This is a genomic window from Pedobacter sp. AC212, assembly GCF_979258625.1.
In genome coordinates this window covers 5178016-5193513 of record NZ_OZ409870.1, presented here as the reverse complement: position 1 = coordinate 5193513, position 15498 = coordinate 5178016, and the positions used below count along the sequence as shown (strand labels likewise).

Below are 15498 nucleotides of genomic sequence, written 5' to 3'. Positions count from 1 at the left end.
ATTATTCAAAGTTAACTTAATTATTGCATTTATAAATGGAAAATCCTAAAGAAGAAGATACATCAAAAAAAGTAAATGCAGCGGCAAAATATTCTGCAATAGGGTTTCAAATGATTGCTACTATTGGATTGTTAACTTTTATCGGTTACAAAATAGATGAACATCGAAATAGTAGAACAAAATTAATAACAGCGGCATTTGCACTTGCAGGTGTGGGCATCGCATTATATCAGGCTATAAAGCAAGCTACACGATAAACCATGCCTAAGTTAAATCGCTTAATTGCTATTTAATTTTATGGTAAACTATTTAGAAATCAAACAAGTTAACAATATTTCATCCTTAAATCTTATCTTTGCCAAAGTTTTTAATTGTAAAGAATTATTCCTTTGACGCTAACCAAGTTTACAAGCATCTACTTCATTTTTGTTGGAATACTGATAGCGATAATCGCTGTTTTGCCCAACATTTTCCCTGAAAAGCAGATTTTGGTTAAGAATTTTTGGGTAATTTTTGGCTTTATGGCTGGCATCACCTACATCGCATATATGCTGGTTGCAATCGGTATAAAACGCGATCCTGAGGTTGGCATAATGGCGATCATGGGATCAATTGCAGTGAAGATGATTTTTTGTATGGCTTTTGTGCTGGTTTACAGTATAAAAGCAAAGGGAAACGGGCTACTTTTTGCACTAAATTTTTTTTCTGTGTATTTATTGTTTACGGCCTTTGAAATATACTGTTTGTTGCGTAACTTGCGCCACCAAAATTTAAAGTAAAAAACTGCCAATAAATGGATTGTAACCAAGTTTTTGTGTCGAAAGTTAAGAAGGTAATCTTTGTTTTTACGCTTTTAATCGCGTTTTTATCTATCAGAAATAATACTTTCGCTCAGGCTGATAGTACTATTGCTTCTCCTGATAGTGTTGTTGCTGAATCTGCTCATGCAGTTTCTGGCGAGCACGGAGCAACAGAACACGGTGAAGAAAAGTTCGAGCCAACTAAAGTAATTATGGAACACATTGCAGATTCGCATGTGTGGCATTTATGGGGGCACACTTCAATTCCTCTTCCAGTAATTTTATATACTTCTGGTGGTTTGGAGATTTTTTCTTCAGCACATTTTCATCACGGTGAGCAAGATTATCAAGGTAAATACAACAAATACCGTTTGGTAACAGGTTTAAAACAAAGCATGACTAAAGATATGTTCAACAAGAACATTAAAGTTGTTGGTGCTGATGGTCAAATTGATGAAGCAGCATCTGATACAGTAATTGATTTCTCCATTACAAAAAACGTAGCTGCGATGTTTATCTCCATTCTTTTGATTGTTATTATTTTCGGTTCAATAGCTGCCAGCTACAAAAAACGAGTGGGTAAAGCGCCAAAGGGATTACAGTCTTTCTTGGAGCCAGTGATCATATTTGTGAGAGATGATATCGCAAAACCAAACATCGGACATAAATACGCAAAGTTTATGCCTTACTTGTTAACGATATTCTTTTTCATCTTATTTAATAACTTATTGGGTTTATTCCCAGTTTTTCCTGGTAGTGCAAACGTAACGGGTAACATCGCTTTAACTTTTGTGATGGCAACTGCTACCATGTTGGTTGTTAACTTAAACGGTAACAAATATTACTGGAAGCATATTCTTACGCCAGATGTGCCTTGGTGGTTATATCCAATCATGATTCCGGTAGAACTTATTGGTATCATTTCAAAGCCATTCGCTTTAATGGTTCGTTTGTTCGCAAACATTACCGCTGGTCACATCATTGTATTGAGTTTAATCTCACTTATTTTTATTTTCAAAACATTGGCTATCGCTCCGGTTTCAGTTGCATTCGTTTTATTTATGGATGTTTTGGAATTACTGGTAGCATTTTTACAAGCGTTTATTTTTACATTATTATCTGCGCTATTTATCGGAATGGCAGTAGAAGAACATCATTAACAGAAAACTATTTTTTACAAATTATATAATTAAATTAGTTATGGTAGGTTCAATCGCGGCAATTGGTGCCGGTTTAGCAGTAATTGGTGCCGGTATCGGTATCGGTCATGTAGGTGGTAAAGCAATGGAAGGTATTGCTCGTCAGCCTGAGGCTGCATCAAAAATTCAAACTGCAATGATTATTGCTGCTGCCCTTATTGAGGGTGCTGCATTATTCGGTGTGGTAGTTGCATTATTAGGCTTAGGCGTTTAATAGCAATTTAGAATTATTAATCGGGAATTCAACGATTGGTTGTTTTCCCGATTTTAACGAAAAAGTCAATAAAAAAATATAAAAAATGGAATTAGTTACCCCAAGTATTGGATTGGTTTTCTGGACAGCATTAGCTTTTATTTTCCTATTACTATTACTTAGAAAACTTGCATGGAAGCCAATTTTAGGAGCTATTCATGAGCGTGAACAAAGTATTGATGAGGCTTTAAATAAAGCGGAGTTGGCTAAGCAAGAAATGGCTCGTTTAACTGCTCAAAACCAAGATTTGATGCAACAAGCACGTGCTGAACGCGATGAGATTTTGAAAGAAGCTAAAACGCTAAAAGATAGTATCTTAAACGAGGCTAAAAAACAAGCACAAGTAGAAGGTTCTAAATTAATCGAGAAAGCAAAAATCGAGATTGAAAACCAAAAGAAAGTGGCTTTGGCTGAAGTGAAAGATCAGGTTTCTACTTTATCATTAGAAATTGCTGAACGTGTTTTGCGTAACCAATTGGATGATAAAACAAAACAAGAAGCTTTAGTAGCTAATTTGTTAAAAGACGTTGAATTAAATTAAGTTTCAAAGTACAAAGTTTAAAGTGCAAAGTTCAAAGTTTCAATCTCGGGGTTAAACTTTCAACATTAAACTTTCAACTTTCAACTCAAATATATGTCAGAAATTAAAGTAGCAGGCAGGTATGCCAAATCATTAATCGACTTAGCTGTTGAAAATAACGGCTTGGCTGAATCTTATAATGATATGGTTTTATTTGAAAAAGTAGTTGATGAAACTCCTGAACTAGAAGCGATATTGAAGAACCCAATTGTGCCTTTAGATAAAAAGATCGGCATATTGAATGGAATTTTTGCTGACAAGCTAGGTAAGTTGAGTCTTACTTTTTTCAAAATTGTTGTAAATAAAGGTCGTTCGGCTATTTTATTTGCTACTGCAAAACAATTTATTCAACAGTATAATAAAATTAAAGGTATTGTAACTGCTGATGTAACTACAGCAACTGCTTTAAGCGCAACTGCTAAGCAGGAGATTATTGCCATTGTAAAAAGAGAATTAGGTGCCAATGAAGTTATCGTTAAAGAAAAAATTAATGAGAAGCTAATTGGTGGGTTTATTTTAAAAGTAGGTGATAGGCAATTTGATGCAAGTATTGCCAGTAGTTTAAGTAAACTTAAAAAAGAATTTGCTGCTTAGAAATATGAGTATCGAGTATTAAGATTGACTTTGTTAAACTTTGAGGGATACTGAAATAACAAAAGAACTACAGCGCAATAATATATAAACCCGATAGTAGTGAAAAGCTTTTTGTTGTTGTGCTTCGACAAGCTCAGCATGACATTAACAAAAACTTGGAACGGATAGCGGGACTAGAATAACAAAAGAACTACAAGATTTACATTTACAAAAAGATATAATTAAAACTATGGTAGAGGTAAGACCAGACGAAGTTTCGGCAATTATCAGACAGCAATTGGCGGGCTTCAAATCAGAAACCGAACTGGAAGAAGTTGGTACCGTGTTGCAAGTGGGCGACGGTATTGCCCGTGTTTACGGTTTAACTAAAGTTCAATCGGGTGAGTTGGTTGAATTTGCAAACGGCCTGCAAGGCATTGTATTAAACCTTGAAGAAGATAACGTTGGTGTGGTACTTTTGGGTGCATCTGACGAGATTAAAGAAGGCGATACCATTAAACGTACCAAAAAAATTGCCTCTATTAAAGTTGGTGAAGGTATGCTTGGCCGTGTAGTGAACACTTTGGGTGAGCCTTTAGATGGTAAAGGTCCAATCTTAGGTGAAACTTACGAGATGCCTTTAGAGCGTAAAGCACCAGGTGTAATTTATCGTCAGCCGGTAAATGAGCCTTTACAAACGGGTATTAAAGCAATTGATGCAATGATTCCAATTGGTCGTGGTCAACGTGAGTTGGTTATTGGCGATCGTCAGATTGGTAAAACTGCTGTTTGTATTGATACTATTATTAACCAAAAAGAATTTTATGAAGCAGGCCAGCCTGTGTTTTGTATTTATGTAGCTATTGGTCAGAAAAACTCTACCGTTGCTAACATTGTACGTACACTTGAAGAAAATGGCGCTTTACCATATACAGTTGTTGTTGCTGCTTCGGCTGCTGACCCTGCTCCAATGCAGTTTTATGCTCCGTTTGCTGGTGCTGCAATTGGTGAGTTTTTCCGTGATACAGGTAGACCAGCTTTAATTGTTTATGATGATTTATCTAAACAGGCAGTTGCTTACCGTGAGGTGTCATTATTACTTCGTCGTCCACCGGGCCGTGAGGCTTATCCAGGTGACGTGTTCTACTTACACAGTCGTTTGTTAGAAAGAGCTGCGAAAATTAACGCGAATGATGATATTGCTAAAGACATGAATGATTTACCAGAATCGATTAGACATATCGTTAAAGGTGGTGGTTCATTAACAGCTTTACCAATTATCGAAACTCAAGCGGGTGACGTTTCTGCCTATATTCCAACTAACGTAATTTCGATTACTGATGGTCAGATTTTCTTAGAGTCGAACTTGTTTAACTCAGGTATTCGTCCGGCTATTAACGTAGGTATTTCGGTATCACGTGTGGGTGGTAATGCTCAAATTAAATCGATGAAAAAAGTAGCAGGTACTTTGAAGTTAGATCAGGCTCAATACCGCGAATTAGAGGCTTTCTCTAAATTCGGTTCTGACTTAGATGCTGCAACGAAATCAGTGTTAGATAAAGGTGCACGTAACGTAGAGATGTTAAAACAAGCGCAGTTTTCTCCATTTACGGTAGAGAAACAAGTTGCAATTGTTTATGCAGGTACTAAAAATTTAATGCGTAGCGTTCCTGTTAACAAGGTTAAAGAATTTGAAACTGAATATTTAACTCAATTAGAAATGCGTCATCCAGAAACTTTAGCGGCTTTAAAAGCTGGTAAATTTGATGATACCATTACGGGCGTTTTAGATACAGTAGCAAAAGAGATTTCAAGTAAATACTAATTAGATAAAAGTATAAAGTATCAAGTATAAAGATTGGGTTTAAACCTTGTCTTAATACTTGCTACTAAGTACTAGATACTAAAATATGGCTAATTTAAAAGAAGTAAGAAACCGGATTGCATCGGTACAATCAACACAGCAAATTACCAAAGCTATGAAAATGGTTTCGGCGGCTAAGTTGAAACGTGCTACAAATGCAATTATCGCTTTACGTCCTTATGCAACGAAACTGAAAGAGATTTTAGGAAATCTTTCTGCAAGTTTAGAAGGTTCTTCATCGCCTTTTATCCAAGAGCGTGAACCTAATAAGGTTTTAATTGTGACGGTATCATCAAACCGTGGTTTGGCTGGTGCTTTTAACATGAACGTAATTAAAGCGGCCAATAATTTAATTGCAGAGAAATATAGCGAACAGTTGAAAAACGGTAACGTAAGCATTATCTCCATCGGTAAGAAAACTCAGGATTTTTACGAAAAACGTAAATACAATGTTATTGGCAATAATAATGAAGTATATTCTGCTTTAACTTTTGAAAACGTAACTAAAATTACAGATGCGATTATGGCTGGCTTTTTAAAGGGCGAGTTTGATAAAGTGGAAGTAGTTTATAATCGTTTCAGAAATGCAGCCGTACAGTTTATTACTACTGAACAATTATTGCCTCTTCCAAAAGTAGAAGCAGTTGCAGAAACTAAAGAAGAGAAAAAGGCAGCAAATGTAGATTATATTTTGGAACCATCTCAGGAAGAAATTGTTGAGCAGTTAATTCCTAAATCAATTAAAATTCAGTTATACAAAGCGGTGTTGGATTCTCACGCATCTGAGCATGGTGCCCGTATGACATCAATGGACAAAGCAACTGAAAATGCAGGTGAGTTACTGAAAGCCTTGAAACTTTCTTATAACCAGGCTCGTCAGGCAGCAATTACAACTGAGTTAACGGAGATTGTAAGTGGTGCAGCAGCATTGAACGGATAAGTTTAGTCTCAGCCTTGAGCCATTAAAATATTAGAAGCCCATTTCTTAAGTGAAATGGGCTTTTTTTGTTAAAAATAAAGGTTCTCTGGATTAATAATTAATCGTAAATATCCATTCTCAATTTTTTTAATGTTTGTTCCATCACCCCGATAGACTGATGCATTAAACCTCGCTTCTATCAAATATCTTCCTGATTTTAGTTTTTGCAATTTTGTAATTTCAAATTTAGATTGACTTTGCAATTCAGGCTTTAATAATGCGTGATATGCAAGACTAGGATATCCATTTGTTTGCAAGCCATAATTATCTCCAAATAACTCAAAAACAACACCGTTTTGTGAGTTATTTCTACTAAAATCCATAGCGAATTTACGTTCCCCCACTGAAAATAGGTCTAATTTATCTTTTGGTACAAAACTAGAGGTTTGGTTGGTTTGTGGCTGAGCTTGATTTTTGTTGTATTTTTTTAGTAAAGAGATTTCAATTTTATTTCTGTCTCCATCTCCAAAAAGAAATCCGACTCCAAACATCACAGAATCTTTATCACCCGAGGTATACTCTTTCTGCTTTACTAATGAATCAAGCTTAACATTAGCTACAGCATTTTTTAGAGAATTACTCCGGTCTTCTGATTTTTTTTGTACCATTTGCTTTCCATCAATAATGTAGAAAATTGAATCTTTTAACAGTTCTATGGGATCACTTTTTTCAATAACAGGGGGCTCTATTATCGGGTTTTCTTTCTTGCACGCAGCAAGGCAAAATAAAGCTATTGCGAGCCCTATTAATTTGTTGGTTTTCATATGATTGATTTTATTTGTGTGTGTTTAAAAATAATAAAATTTCATGATCACGAAACTAATACGCCCCCATATCGTATAAGTTATTTGTGACAGCAATGTAACATGTTGAGGTTAAGTGCAATTAAATTAGCTTAAATTTTGTGCAAAAGATAGAGTTGGTATCTTTGTTTTGGTTATAACCAGTTATGAAAAAATACATCTTCATCATTTTATCGCTCCTCCCTTTTTTTGCGTCAGCTCAAAACCCAGCCAGAGATTACACCAATGCCGTACTTTGGCAGCAAACCAGTGGCGAATATAGGGCCTTATGCTTTCAGGCTTATAATTTCGCTCGTTTGTCACTGAAAGAAGCGATGTGGGCTGATACAAGTAAGAAACCGAATTGCGTTATTGTAGATATAGATGAAACCGTTTTGGATAATTCTCCATTTCAAGGGCACGAAATTAAGAAAGGACTGAGTTATGATCCTGCAGACTGGACTGCGTGGACAAGTTTGGCCAAGGCAGATACTGTGCCCGGAGCATTGGCTTTTTTAAAATTTGCAGCGTCAAAAAATATTGAAACTTTTTATCTGAGCAATCGCGATGAAAAGGATTATGCTTCTACGCTGAAAAATTTACAGGCTTTTGGTTTTCCTTATGCCGATGATGCCCATTTACTGGTTTCAAAAGGAACTTCAAATAAAGAACCGCGACGCCAAAAAGTTGCTGAAACTCATAATATACTCATGCTCTGCGGTGATAATTTGAGCGATTTTTCTAACATTTTTTATCGTGAACAAAAGAATACTTTCGATCAGGTAAATGCAAATCAAAACCTTTTTGGGATCAAATTTATCGTGTTACCAAACCCCATGTATGGCGATTGGGAAAAACCATTGTATACGGGTGAAAAACTAAACGATAAAGACAAAGCAAACCAGCGTTTAGAACGATTAAAAAGTTACTAAACATTTATAATTATTCAGCAATAAGTATTACTTTTGCTGCATCATAAAAATAAATATTATGGAGAACAGCGAATTAAAGCACAATACAGAAAGTATGAAAACGGCTAACCAGCCAGGAATATATAAATTAATGATTTTTGGTGTATTGATTTGTATGGTTGGTACTTATGCTCGTTTTGCATTCGATTCTTGGGTGTTATCATTGGTTTCATGGATTATCCTTTTTATTGGTGCAATTATCAGCATTAAAGGAGTATTCAAAATTTTAGACGCATAAAATATTTCTCTCTAAATACAGAGCCGATGATATACCCATATCATCGGCTTTTTTATTTACTGTCCTTTCCTTTTATGGAAAAATCCGCCTTATTGCATCTAAACTTAAACGTTTTTAAGATTGGGTTACCTATTTCTATTTTCAGTATAAAGGGAAAATATGACGACTTAACCTAACCAGAAACGTCTAACTTCTAATGGCCATTTGAAGCAAATATTTAAAATGATTAATTTATTAGAACCCCAGAATCATGAAAAGGAATATCATTGCTGCTGCCATTATTTTAACAATTTTTGGCTGCAATAGCAAAAAAGAAGGATACGTTACGGATAGTGCTGCCGAAGCAAAAGAAATACAAATACCAGATACGGTAGTTGCAGATAAAATTATTAAAACTGCCGACATGCGCTTCCGTGTGAAGGATGTTCAAAATACCAAAGAAAAGCTGAGTCAGATCATTAGATCAGAAGGAGGAACAGTTGCCGAATTTTCTATCAATAGTACCATACAAGAAACCGACAAATTTAAATTAACAGCCGACTCGTCGAAGGAAATTACTTCCTATCGAACCGATGGTGTTTTAGTAGCGAAGATCCCTGCAGAAGGATTGGATGAGTTTACAAACGCGATTGCCAAAATGGCTGTTTTTGTAGATAATTCTTCTTTAAAGCTCGACGATCAAAGTATAAATTATCTGGCTAATCAATTAAAAGGTCAGAATAGGATAGATGCTTCTAAACAAATTGGGAAAATCCCGAGCAAAAAAACAGCTAACATCACAACTTCTATGAATTTAAGTGATGAATCTATCGATCGGAAAATAGATAATATGAACATTGATGCCAAGGTGAAGTTCAGCACAATTACCCTGAACTTCTACCAGGATAATACGGTTAAAACAATGATCGTTGCAAACGACAATCTCTACGATTATCGCCCGGCATTTGGTAACCGTTTGTGGTTAAACATTGTAAACGGCTGGACTATTTTTAAAGAGATTATCCTTGCTCTTGCTAACTTATGGATGTTGGTTCTTGTTGGCATCGCCGCCTTCTTTACTATTAGATATTTTGTGAGAAAAAATAAAGTGGCCATGGAACTGGCAACCAGGAATATGATGGAGAATAGGCAATAAGCTTCATTTTCCGATTGAGATTGCCACGAAACGATAGCAGAATTGTTTCTCCCGAGGATGGGGGTGGTACTAACTGATAAGACAGAAGGTATCGGTGTTTAATTGACTTGGTCGGTGAGGACACCGACCAATAAGATAAATCGCATGAACAAATGAGATTGCTTCGTGCCTCGCAATGACGGATTTCGGCTAACTGCCATCGGTCGGTGTTTCACCGGCCGACTATTTTTTTACTTTCACCGCCAAACCTTTTACTTTCGTTTTGTTGTCGCTCACAAAAGATTCCCAGCCAGAATAAGTTTTCGATTTGGCCGTCGAGGTGATTTTTTGAAAAGAGTGACAAACAGCAACCGCTAAACCATCTGTTGCATCTAAAAACTCCGGCGTTTCTTTAAAATTCAATAACCTTTGTAACATCGCAGCCACTTGCTCTTTGGTTGCGTTTCCGTTTCCGGTAATGGATTGTTTGATTTTTCGAGGAGAATATTCCGTTACTGAAATATTTCTGGAAAGTGCTGCTGCAATGGCGATGCCTTGCGCTCTTCCTAATTTTAAGAGTACCTGAATGTTTTTTCCATAAAAAGGTGCTTCAATCGCTAAAACATCTGGTTTATATTGGTCAATAAGCACCACTGTTTTTTCGAAAATGCGTTGGAGTTTTAAGAATGGGTCATCAAGGTGCGTCATCTTAACTACCCCTAAACTAATCAGTTCTGTTTTATTTCCCTTCTCTAAAATTACGCCATAACCCATTACCGCAGTGCCGGGGTCGATGCCCATAATTATCCGTTCTTTTTTTTCATTCAACATTACAGCAATATTAAGCATATTTGCAAACTAAAATGATAATCTTGACAGGCAAGAATAAAAATATATTATCAATATTAATTAAAGCTGCAATTGTAGTATTTGCTTTTTGGTTCATTTATCATAAGCTTGTTGCCAATAAAAACCTTGAGAATTTTGCATCACTTCTGAAAAATATTCCTCAAGTCGAAATTTTCGGTATTATCGGCTTCGTGGTTTTGCTCATGTTTTTAAACTGGTTTTTGGAAGCCGCAAAGTGGAAAAGATTAATGAGTCACATTGAACGCATTAGTTTTTACAGGGCAATCGAATCTGTTTTTTGCGGACTAACATTAGCCATATTTACCCCAAACCGGTTGGGCGAATATGGAGGAAGAGTTTTTTTTCTTTCCCCAAAACGTAGAATAGTGGGCATTGTTGCCATGACGGTTGGTAACATTGGTCAATTGGTGTTGACAAACGTTTTCGGCGCTATAGCAGCATGCTTTTTTATCTACAGATTTGTACCGATCGATCATTTGGTTTTTTTGGCAGTCGTGATTTTAGCAATGGCCTTTTGCTTATTTTTCATTGTATTTTATTTCAATATTCAATGGCTTAATGGCATCCTGCTTTCTTTTAAATTCACCCGTAAATACAAGAAATTTTACAGCATTCTAGGTCGATATAGAAAAGAAGAACTTTTCAAAATCATGCTTTTCTGTTTGGCCCGGTATCTGGTTTTTAGTTTTCAATACTTCATTTTATTTGTATGGCTAATCCCTGGCTTGCAATATCTGGATATCGTAATGATGACTTGCCTTTTATTCCTGATTCAATCTGCATTGCCATCATTAGATCTCTTCGATGTGGGCATTAGAAGTGTAACCGCGGTAGAATTATTTAAACATGTAACCAATCAACACGTTGCGGTTATTGCCTGCACAGCCAGTATTTGGCTAATAAATATTATTATTCCTGCTATCTTAGGCACATATTTCGTCTTTAAACTCAATTTTTTTGGAAATCCTAAAACTAGTTAGTCTACTATCTGCTGCTTTAACCATTATTTATGGTTTACTCGTACTTACTTTTATCAAAGGCTGGTATAACCTAAATTTATATAAAAAAAGTATCATCACGCCCTCTACCAAAGTTTCTGTTATTGTTGCTGCACGTGATGAGGCCTTGAATATCGGGCGAACAATAGAAGCATTAATTTCCCAGGATTATCCAAAGGATTTAACGGAAATCATTTTTATCGATGATCATTCTACAGACAGCACCGCAGAAATCGTTGCCTCTTATGCCAAACGTGGGGTTAAACTGATCAAGCTAAATGAGAATCAGGCTTTAAATTCCTACAAGAAAAAGGCGATTCAAACAGCCATTGGCTCTTGCAGTGGCGATTTAATTATCACTACAGATGCCGATTGTGTGATGGGCACAAAGTGGCTTTCTTCGGTGGTAGAATTTTATAAGGATAAGGGCTATAAGATGATTTCTTCGCCTGTATCTTATTTTGAAGAGAAAACTTATTTTGAGCGGTTACAATCCTTAGAATTTCTATATCTAATTGGCTTAGGTGCATCCACAATCGGGAATAAAAAGCCGTCTACATGTAACGGGGCCAACTTGGCTTATGAGAAAGCTACATTTTACGAGGTAGGTGGTTTTCAGGGAATCGATGATTTGGCCTCTGGCGATGACGAACTTTTGTTGCATAAAATCGCTGCAAAGTATCCAGATAAAATAGGGTTTCTGAAAAACAGATCAGCTATCGTTTATACACACGCGAAGGAAAACTTAAAATCATTTATCCAACAACGGAAAAGGTGGGCTTCGAAAAGCACACGTTATAAAAATAAAGCCATCATCGTTTTGGGTGTTTTCGTTTGGGTATTCAATTTGAGTATTTTAGCAAACTTCATTACAGGATTATTTATTCCAGGCTTTTTAACAATAACAATTTACCAATTGATAGTTAAAATGATTTTAGAAACATTATTTTTATGGGATGTGACTGGCTTCGCAAATAAGCGGAGACTACTCGTGCTAATCCCAGTTTTAAATGTTTTGCATATACTTTACATCGTTTACATTGGTATTGCCGGAAACAGCGGTAAGTACAATTGGAAAGGCAGAATGGTTAAATAATGGATAATAGCCCATCTAAAAAAGTCTGGTTAAAGTTTAAAAGAAATAAGCTCGCTTTTGGCGGTCTCATTTTTATTTTACTCTTGGTGTTGATGGGTATTTTAGGTTATATCATTACGCCCGATAGTACACCTGACGCCAATACGCAAATATTACCCCTTAATAAGAAAAAGCCTGGAAGTACCTTTAAATTTATCATTCTCAATAAAAATCCAAATATCGCAGCGGTTGGTTTCTTCGGGAAAATGCTAAATGGACAAAAGTCGAGTATTACAAGTATTCCAATTGTGTCTTATCGCATTGAAGATAATGATGTCTTTATAACGCCATACATCGGTGACGAGGAGAAAGCTCCAGAAATAAAGTATAATTTAAGAGAACTTTGTCCCAGGTGTACACCATATTCTAAGCTTGGTACACCGGCTACATTATTCGAACAATATAATGTTTACGAAAAAACCTATTCGCTAGGTACAGATATCTATGGTCGTGATTTATTAAGCCGGATGATTCTTGGTATTCGTGTTTCACTATCTGTGGGCTTAATGGCGGTTTTAATTTCGCTATTTATCGGAGTAAGCTTAGGCGCAATTGCAGGCTATTTTGGTGGAAAAACTGATGCTGCAATCAGTTGGTTTATGAATGTAGTATGGTCTTTGCCATCGCTGTTATTAGTTATCGCCATCTCATTTGCGCTTGGAAAAGGCTTTTGGCAAATTTTTATTGCCGTTGGCTTATCTACATGGGTAGATGTGGCCCGTTTGGTGCGTGGGCAAGTAATGGCTTTAAAAGAAGTGGAGTTTGTAGAGGCCGCAAGAGCTTTAGGCTTTAGTACCTCAAGAACCATCATTAAACACATTTTACCTAATATTGCGGGACCAATTTTGGTTGTTGCCTCTTCTAATTTTGCATCAGCTATTTTATTAGAAACTGGACTAAGTTTCTTGGGTTTCGGTGCGCAACCGCCAATGCCAAGCTGGGGAAGCATGATTAAAGAGCATTATGGCTACATCATTATGGATGCCGCTTATTTGGCAGTTTTACCTGGTTTGGCGATTATGCTCACCGTTTATGCTTTCAATGTTTTAGCGATAGGCTTGAGGGACGCTTTTGATGTGAAGGGGCAGAATACAACGGTTTAGATTTTTTTTGAAAAGCAGTTTCAGTGCTAATAGGTTCCTGTAGCCCCGCTTTCGCTGCAATCTTTTTGAAACTGCCGTCATGCTGAGGCACGAAGCATCTGTTTCATCGGCTGCAGTTACTTCGTGCCTCAGCATTGACAGCATATTCAGGGTTGCTGCAACAAAAAGTATTTCTGCTACAATCAGGTTTAAATAGCAATGCTTGTAGAAAAAAATATGCACCTTAAATTAGAGGCTGTCTAAATTTTTAAGAATAAAATGTATGGTGTCGTAGACACGAACCACCGCCTCATTGTACAGGCCTAAACTGCCAATAAAATGATTAAAAAAGATTTGATACGATAATTGTTTGGTTGATTAAATCAACTCAAAAAACCAACACTATTTTTTTTTCTTTGATGCTTTAGCCAAAGGGTTAAAATCCAAAGCTAAGTTTAGCCAAAATTTTAGTTCTTCTTCTCTATTTAGTACATCTTCTGAAACTAAAATATAACCCTTCATAACGGTTTTACTCATCATCATTTGCTCCCATCCATCTTCATTATCCAGCAATTGCAAGCTTGCGGGATTTATCCTAAGCATCAATTTTTCTTTCATTACACCGATGCACATTTTAGAATCTACCATAAACACCAATCCGCCAAACATTTCTTTTTCTTCAACATCGGCAAGGTGCTCCAATTTTTCTGCTACACGAGCGGCAAGATATTCGTTGTATCTCATAGCTATTCTGGATAAATATCTTCGGAAGAAGTTTTTTTAATGTTATTATTTAAAAATAGCTTTTTCAAAAGACTAAATTTTTCAGTGCAAAGTTCACCTAAACTAATTTTGTTAGTGCTTGGTACAAATTTTTCACAATCAAAACATATTTCGACGTAATCTTTCACAGTTTTCTTGTCATCAAAAAAGATAATACCATTGTGAGGATTGTAGCATTTAAAATTTCTTACTAGCCTAGGCAAACTTCTAGACCTATATCCATAGTTAAAAATTAGATCTGATAACTTGTCGATCTCTATCTGTGAGAGTATCCTTTCTTCCAATACTAAACTTCTATCTAATTTCTTGTTCTTTATAGGAATTTGACTTCGAAATTCCGATGTGGTATCTCTAAAGGAAATGAATGAAATTTTTGCGGCATCTTTAAAGGGAAACATTAGCCTTCTTTTGTCAACCGGATAAACATCTCGTTTTAAGCATTTTACATTAGCTTCCATTTTTGCATCAAGTTCTTCAATGGTTAGCTTTCGCTTTCGAGTTGCTTGCGCATTTGCAAAATTAAAAACAAATAAAAGAGAGATGAAATAAGTGAGGTTGCGCATAGATTTAGTATTTGTTTAAAACTAATTTAACCCTTTCTTATCCAGTTCACAAGTTTTATCCGTTATTCATTAAATTTGCAGGATGTTATTAGCTTGTTATCAGGAAGAATTTTTAGAGGCCGGTTGCGATGAAGCTGGAAGAGGCTGTTTAGCAGGGCCAGTGTTTGCTGCGGCGGTTATTTTACCAAAAGGTTATGTGTTGGATGGCTTAAACGATTCGAAACAATTAACACACGAACAGCGAAATTTACTTCGGCCGATAATTGAAAGAGAAGCTTTGGCCTGGGCAGTAGCTTCGTGTGATCATGAAGAAATTGATCGCATCAACATTCTTAATGCTTCTTTCCTGGCGATGCATAGAGCAGTTGAGAAGCTTCACACTCAACCTGGTTATCTTGTTATCGATGGAAATCGGTTTAAAGCTTATCCGGAAATTCCACACAGCTGCATTATAAAAGGTGATGGAAAGTATTTGAACATTGCTGCAGCTTCCATTCTGGCAAAAACCCATCGAGATGAATACATGAGCAACCTTCACATCGATTTTCCACACTATAATTGGCTATCAAACAAAGGCTACCCAACCATTGCCCACCGTAAAGCAGTCATTGAGATTGGTTTATCTCCTTTCCATCGGAAAACTTTCAATGTAAGCGATCCACAACTCGATTTGTTTTCAAAAGCAATATAATTCGCTTTATTAAAATTGATTTT

19 protein-coding genes are annotated in these 15498 nt (G+C 36.2%); 15 read left to right on the top strand and 4 right to left on the bottom strand.

Going from position 1 to position 15498, the window contains the following annotated elements:
* Positions 1-35 precede the first annotated feature (35 nt).
* The 8 genes from ACZZZC_RS22450 to atpG all read left to right on the top strand — a co-directional run bounded on the left by ACZZZC_RS22450 (position 36) and on the right by atpG (position 6209).
* Positions 36-257 (top strand): AtpZ/AtpI family protein, encoded by a 222-nt coding sequence (locus ACZZZC_RS22450; protein WP_056851004.1) that lies wholly within the window; start codon positions 36-38, stop codon positions 255-257.
* A gap of 132 nt (positions 258-389) precedes the next feature.
* On the top strand, positions 390-779 hold the full coding sequence (locus ACZZZC_RS22445; protein ID WP_463484100.1) for a hypothetical protein: 390 nt from the start codon (positions 390-392) through the stop codon (positions 777-779).
* A 14-nt stretch (positions 780-793) separates the two neighbouring features.
* On the top strand, positions 794-1960 hold the full coding sequence (gene atpB / locus ACZZZC_RS22440) for a F0F1 ATP synthase subunit A (protein ID WP_463484099.1): 1167 nt from the start codon (positions 794-796) through the stop codon (positions 1958-1960).
* 40 nt (positions 1961-2000) lie between these two features.
* Positions 2001-2213, top strand: a complete 213-nt coding sequence (gene atpE / locus ACZZZC_RS22435; protein WP_029287406.1) for an ATP synthase F0 subunit C — start codon at positions 2001-2003, stop codon at positions 2211-2213.
* An 85-nt stretch (positions 2214-2298) separates the two neighbouring features.
* A complete protein-coding gene (gene atpF / locus ACZZZC_RS22430) occupies positions 2299-2793 on the top strand; it encodes a F0F1 ATP synthase subunit B (protein ID WP_265799377.1) in 495 nt (164 codons plus the stop codon).
* A 93-nt stretch (positions 2794-2886) separates the two neighbouring features.
* Complete coding sequence (atpH, locus tag ACZZZC_RS22425; protein WP_463484098.1) at positions 2887-3426, top strand: ATP synthase F1 subunit delta; 540 nt, start codon at positions 2887-2889, stop codon at positions 3424-3426.
* A 229-nt stretch (positions 3427-3655) separates the two neighbouring features.
* The gene (atpA, locus tag ACZZZC_RS22420; protein ID WP_056850999.1) at positions 3656-5230 is read left to right on the top strand and encodes a F0F1 ATP synthase subunit alpha; all 1575 of its coding nucleotides are present in this window, start codon (positions 3656-3658) and stop codon (positions 5228-5230) included.
* An 85-nt stretch (positions 5231-5315) separates the two neighbouring features.
* A complete protein-coding gene (atpG, locus tag ACZZZC_RS22415) occupies positions 5316-6209 on the top strand; it encodes an ATP synthase F1 subunit gamma (protein ID WP_463488151.1) in 894 nt (297 codons plus the stop codon).
* 68 nt (positions 6210-6277) lie between these two features.
* On the opposite strand, the gene ACZZZC_RS22410 is transcribed toward atpG, so the two are convergent.
* Positions 6278-7012 carry a hypothetical protein gene (locus ACZZZC_RS22410; RefSeq protein WP_463488150.1) on the bottom strand — a complete coding sequence of 245 codons (735 nt, stop codon included), beginning with the start codon at positions 7010-7012 and terminating at the stop codon, positions 6278-6280.
* Positions 7013-7197: 185 nt separating this feature from the next.
* On the opposite strand from ACZZZC_RS22410, the gene ACZZZC_RS22405 reads away from it, so the two are divergent.
* The 3 genes from ACZZZC_RS22405 (at position 7198) to ACZZZC_RS22395 (ending at position 9374) form a co-directional block, all read left to right on the top strand.
* Positions 7198-7962, top strand: a complete 765-nt coding sequence (locus tag ACZZZC_RS22405; RefSeq protein WP_463488149.1) for a 5'-nucleotidase, lipoprotein e(P4) family — start codon at positions 7198-7200, stop codon at positions 7960-7962.
* 58 nt (positions 7963-8020) lie between these two features.
* Entirely contained in the window at positions 8021-8239 is a 219-nt protein-coding gene (locus ACZZZC_RS22400) for a hypothetical protein (protein WP_056850995.1), read from the top strand.
* 250 nt (positions 8240-8489) lie between these two features.
* The gene (locus ACZZZC_RS22395) at positions 8490-9374 is read left to right on the top strand and encodes a DUF4349 domain-containing protein (RefSeq protein WP_463488148.1); all 885 of its coding nucleotides are present in this window, start codon (positions 8490-8492) and stop codon (positions 9372-9374) included.
* Positions 9375-9596: 222 nt separating this feature from the next.
* Here ACZZZC_RS22395 and ruvC read toward each other — a convergent pair whose 3' ends face one another.
* Complete coding sequence (gene ruvC / locus ACZZZC_RS22390) at positions 9597-10184, bottom strand: crossover junction endodeoxyribonuclease RuvC (RefSeq protein ID WP_463488147.1); 588 nt, start codon at positions 10182-10184, stop codon at positions 9597-9599.
* 41 nt (positions 10185-10225) lie between these two features.
* On the opposite strand from ruvC, the gene ACZZZC_RS22385 reads away from it, so the two are divergent.
* The 3 genes from ACZZZC_RS22385 to ACZZZC_RS22375 are packed head-to-tail and all read left to right on the top strand — an operon-like array spanning position 10226 to position 13459.
* A complete protein-coding gene (locus ACZZZC_RS22385; protein ID WP_463488146.1) occupies positions 10226-11203 on the top strand; it encodes a hypothetical protein in 978 nt (325 codons plus the stop codon).
* Entirely contained in the window at positions 11181-12317 is a 1137-nt protein-coding gene (locus ACZZZC_RS22380; protein WP_463488145.1) for a glycosyltransferase family 2 protein, read from the top strand. Before ACZZZC_RS22385 ends, ACZZZC_RS22380 begins: the two co-directional genes overlap by 23 nt.
* Positions 12317-13459, top strand: coding sequence for an ABC transporter permease (locus tag ACZZZC_RS22375; RefSeq protein ID WP_463488144.1), 1143 nt, complete (start codon positions 12317-12319; stop codon positions 13457-13459). The genes ACZZZC_RS22380 and ACZZZC_RS22375 overlap by 1 nt, the downstream gene beginning before the upstream one ends.
* A gap of 381 nt (positions 13460-13840) precedes the next feature.
* On the opposite strand, the gene ACZZZC_RS22370 is transcribed toward ACZZZC_RS22375, so the two are convergent.
* Both ACZZZC_RS22370 and ACZZZC_RS22365 read right to left on the bottom strand, forming a co-directional pair.
* Complete coding sequence (locus tag ACZZZC_RS22370) at positions 13841-14182, bottom strand: TfoX/Sxy family protein (protein ID WP_463484089.1); 342 nt, start codon at positions 14180-14182, stop codon at positions 13841-13843.
* Between the two features lie 2 nt (positions 14183-14184).
* The gene (locus tag ACZZZC_RS22365) at positions 14185-14784 is read right to left on the bottom strand and encodes a hypothetical protein (protein WP_463484088.1); all 600 of its coding nucleotides are present in this window, start codon (positions 14782-14784) and stop codon (positions 14185-14187) included.
* Positions 14785-14866: 82 nt separating this feature from the next.
* On the opposite strand from ACZZZC_RS22365, the gene ACZZZC_RS22360 reads away from it, so the two are divergent.
* The gene (locus ACZZZC_RS22360; RefSeq protein WP_463484087.1) at positions 14867-15475 is read left to right on the top strand and encodes a ribonuclease HII; all 609 of its coding nucleotides are present in this window, start codon (positions 14867-14869) and stop codon (positions 15473-15475) included.
* Positions 15476-15498 lie beyond the last annotated feature (23 nt).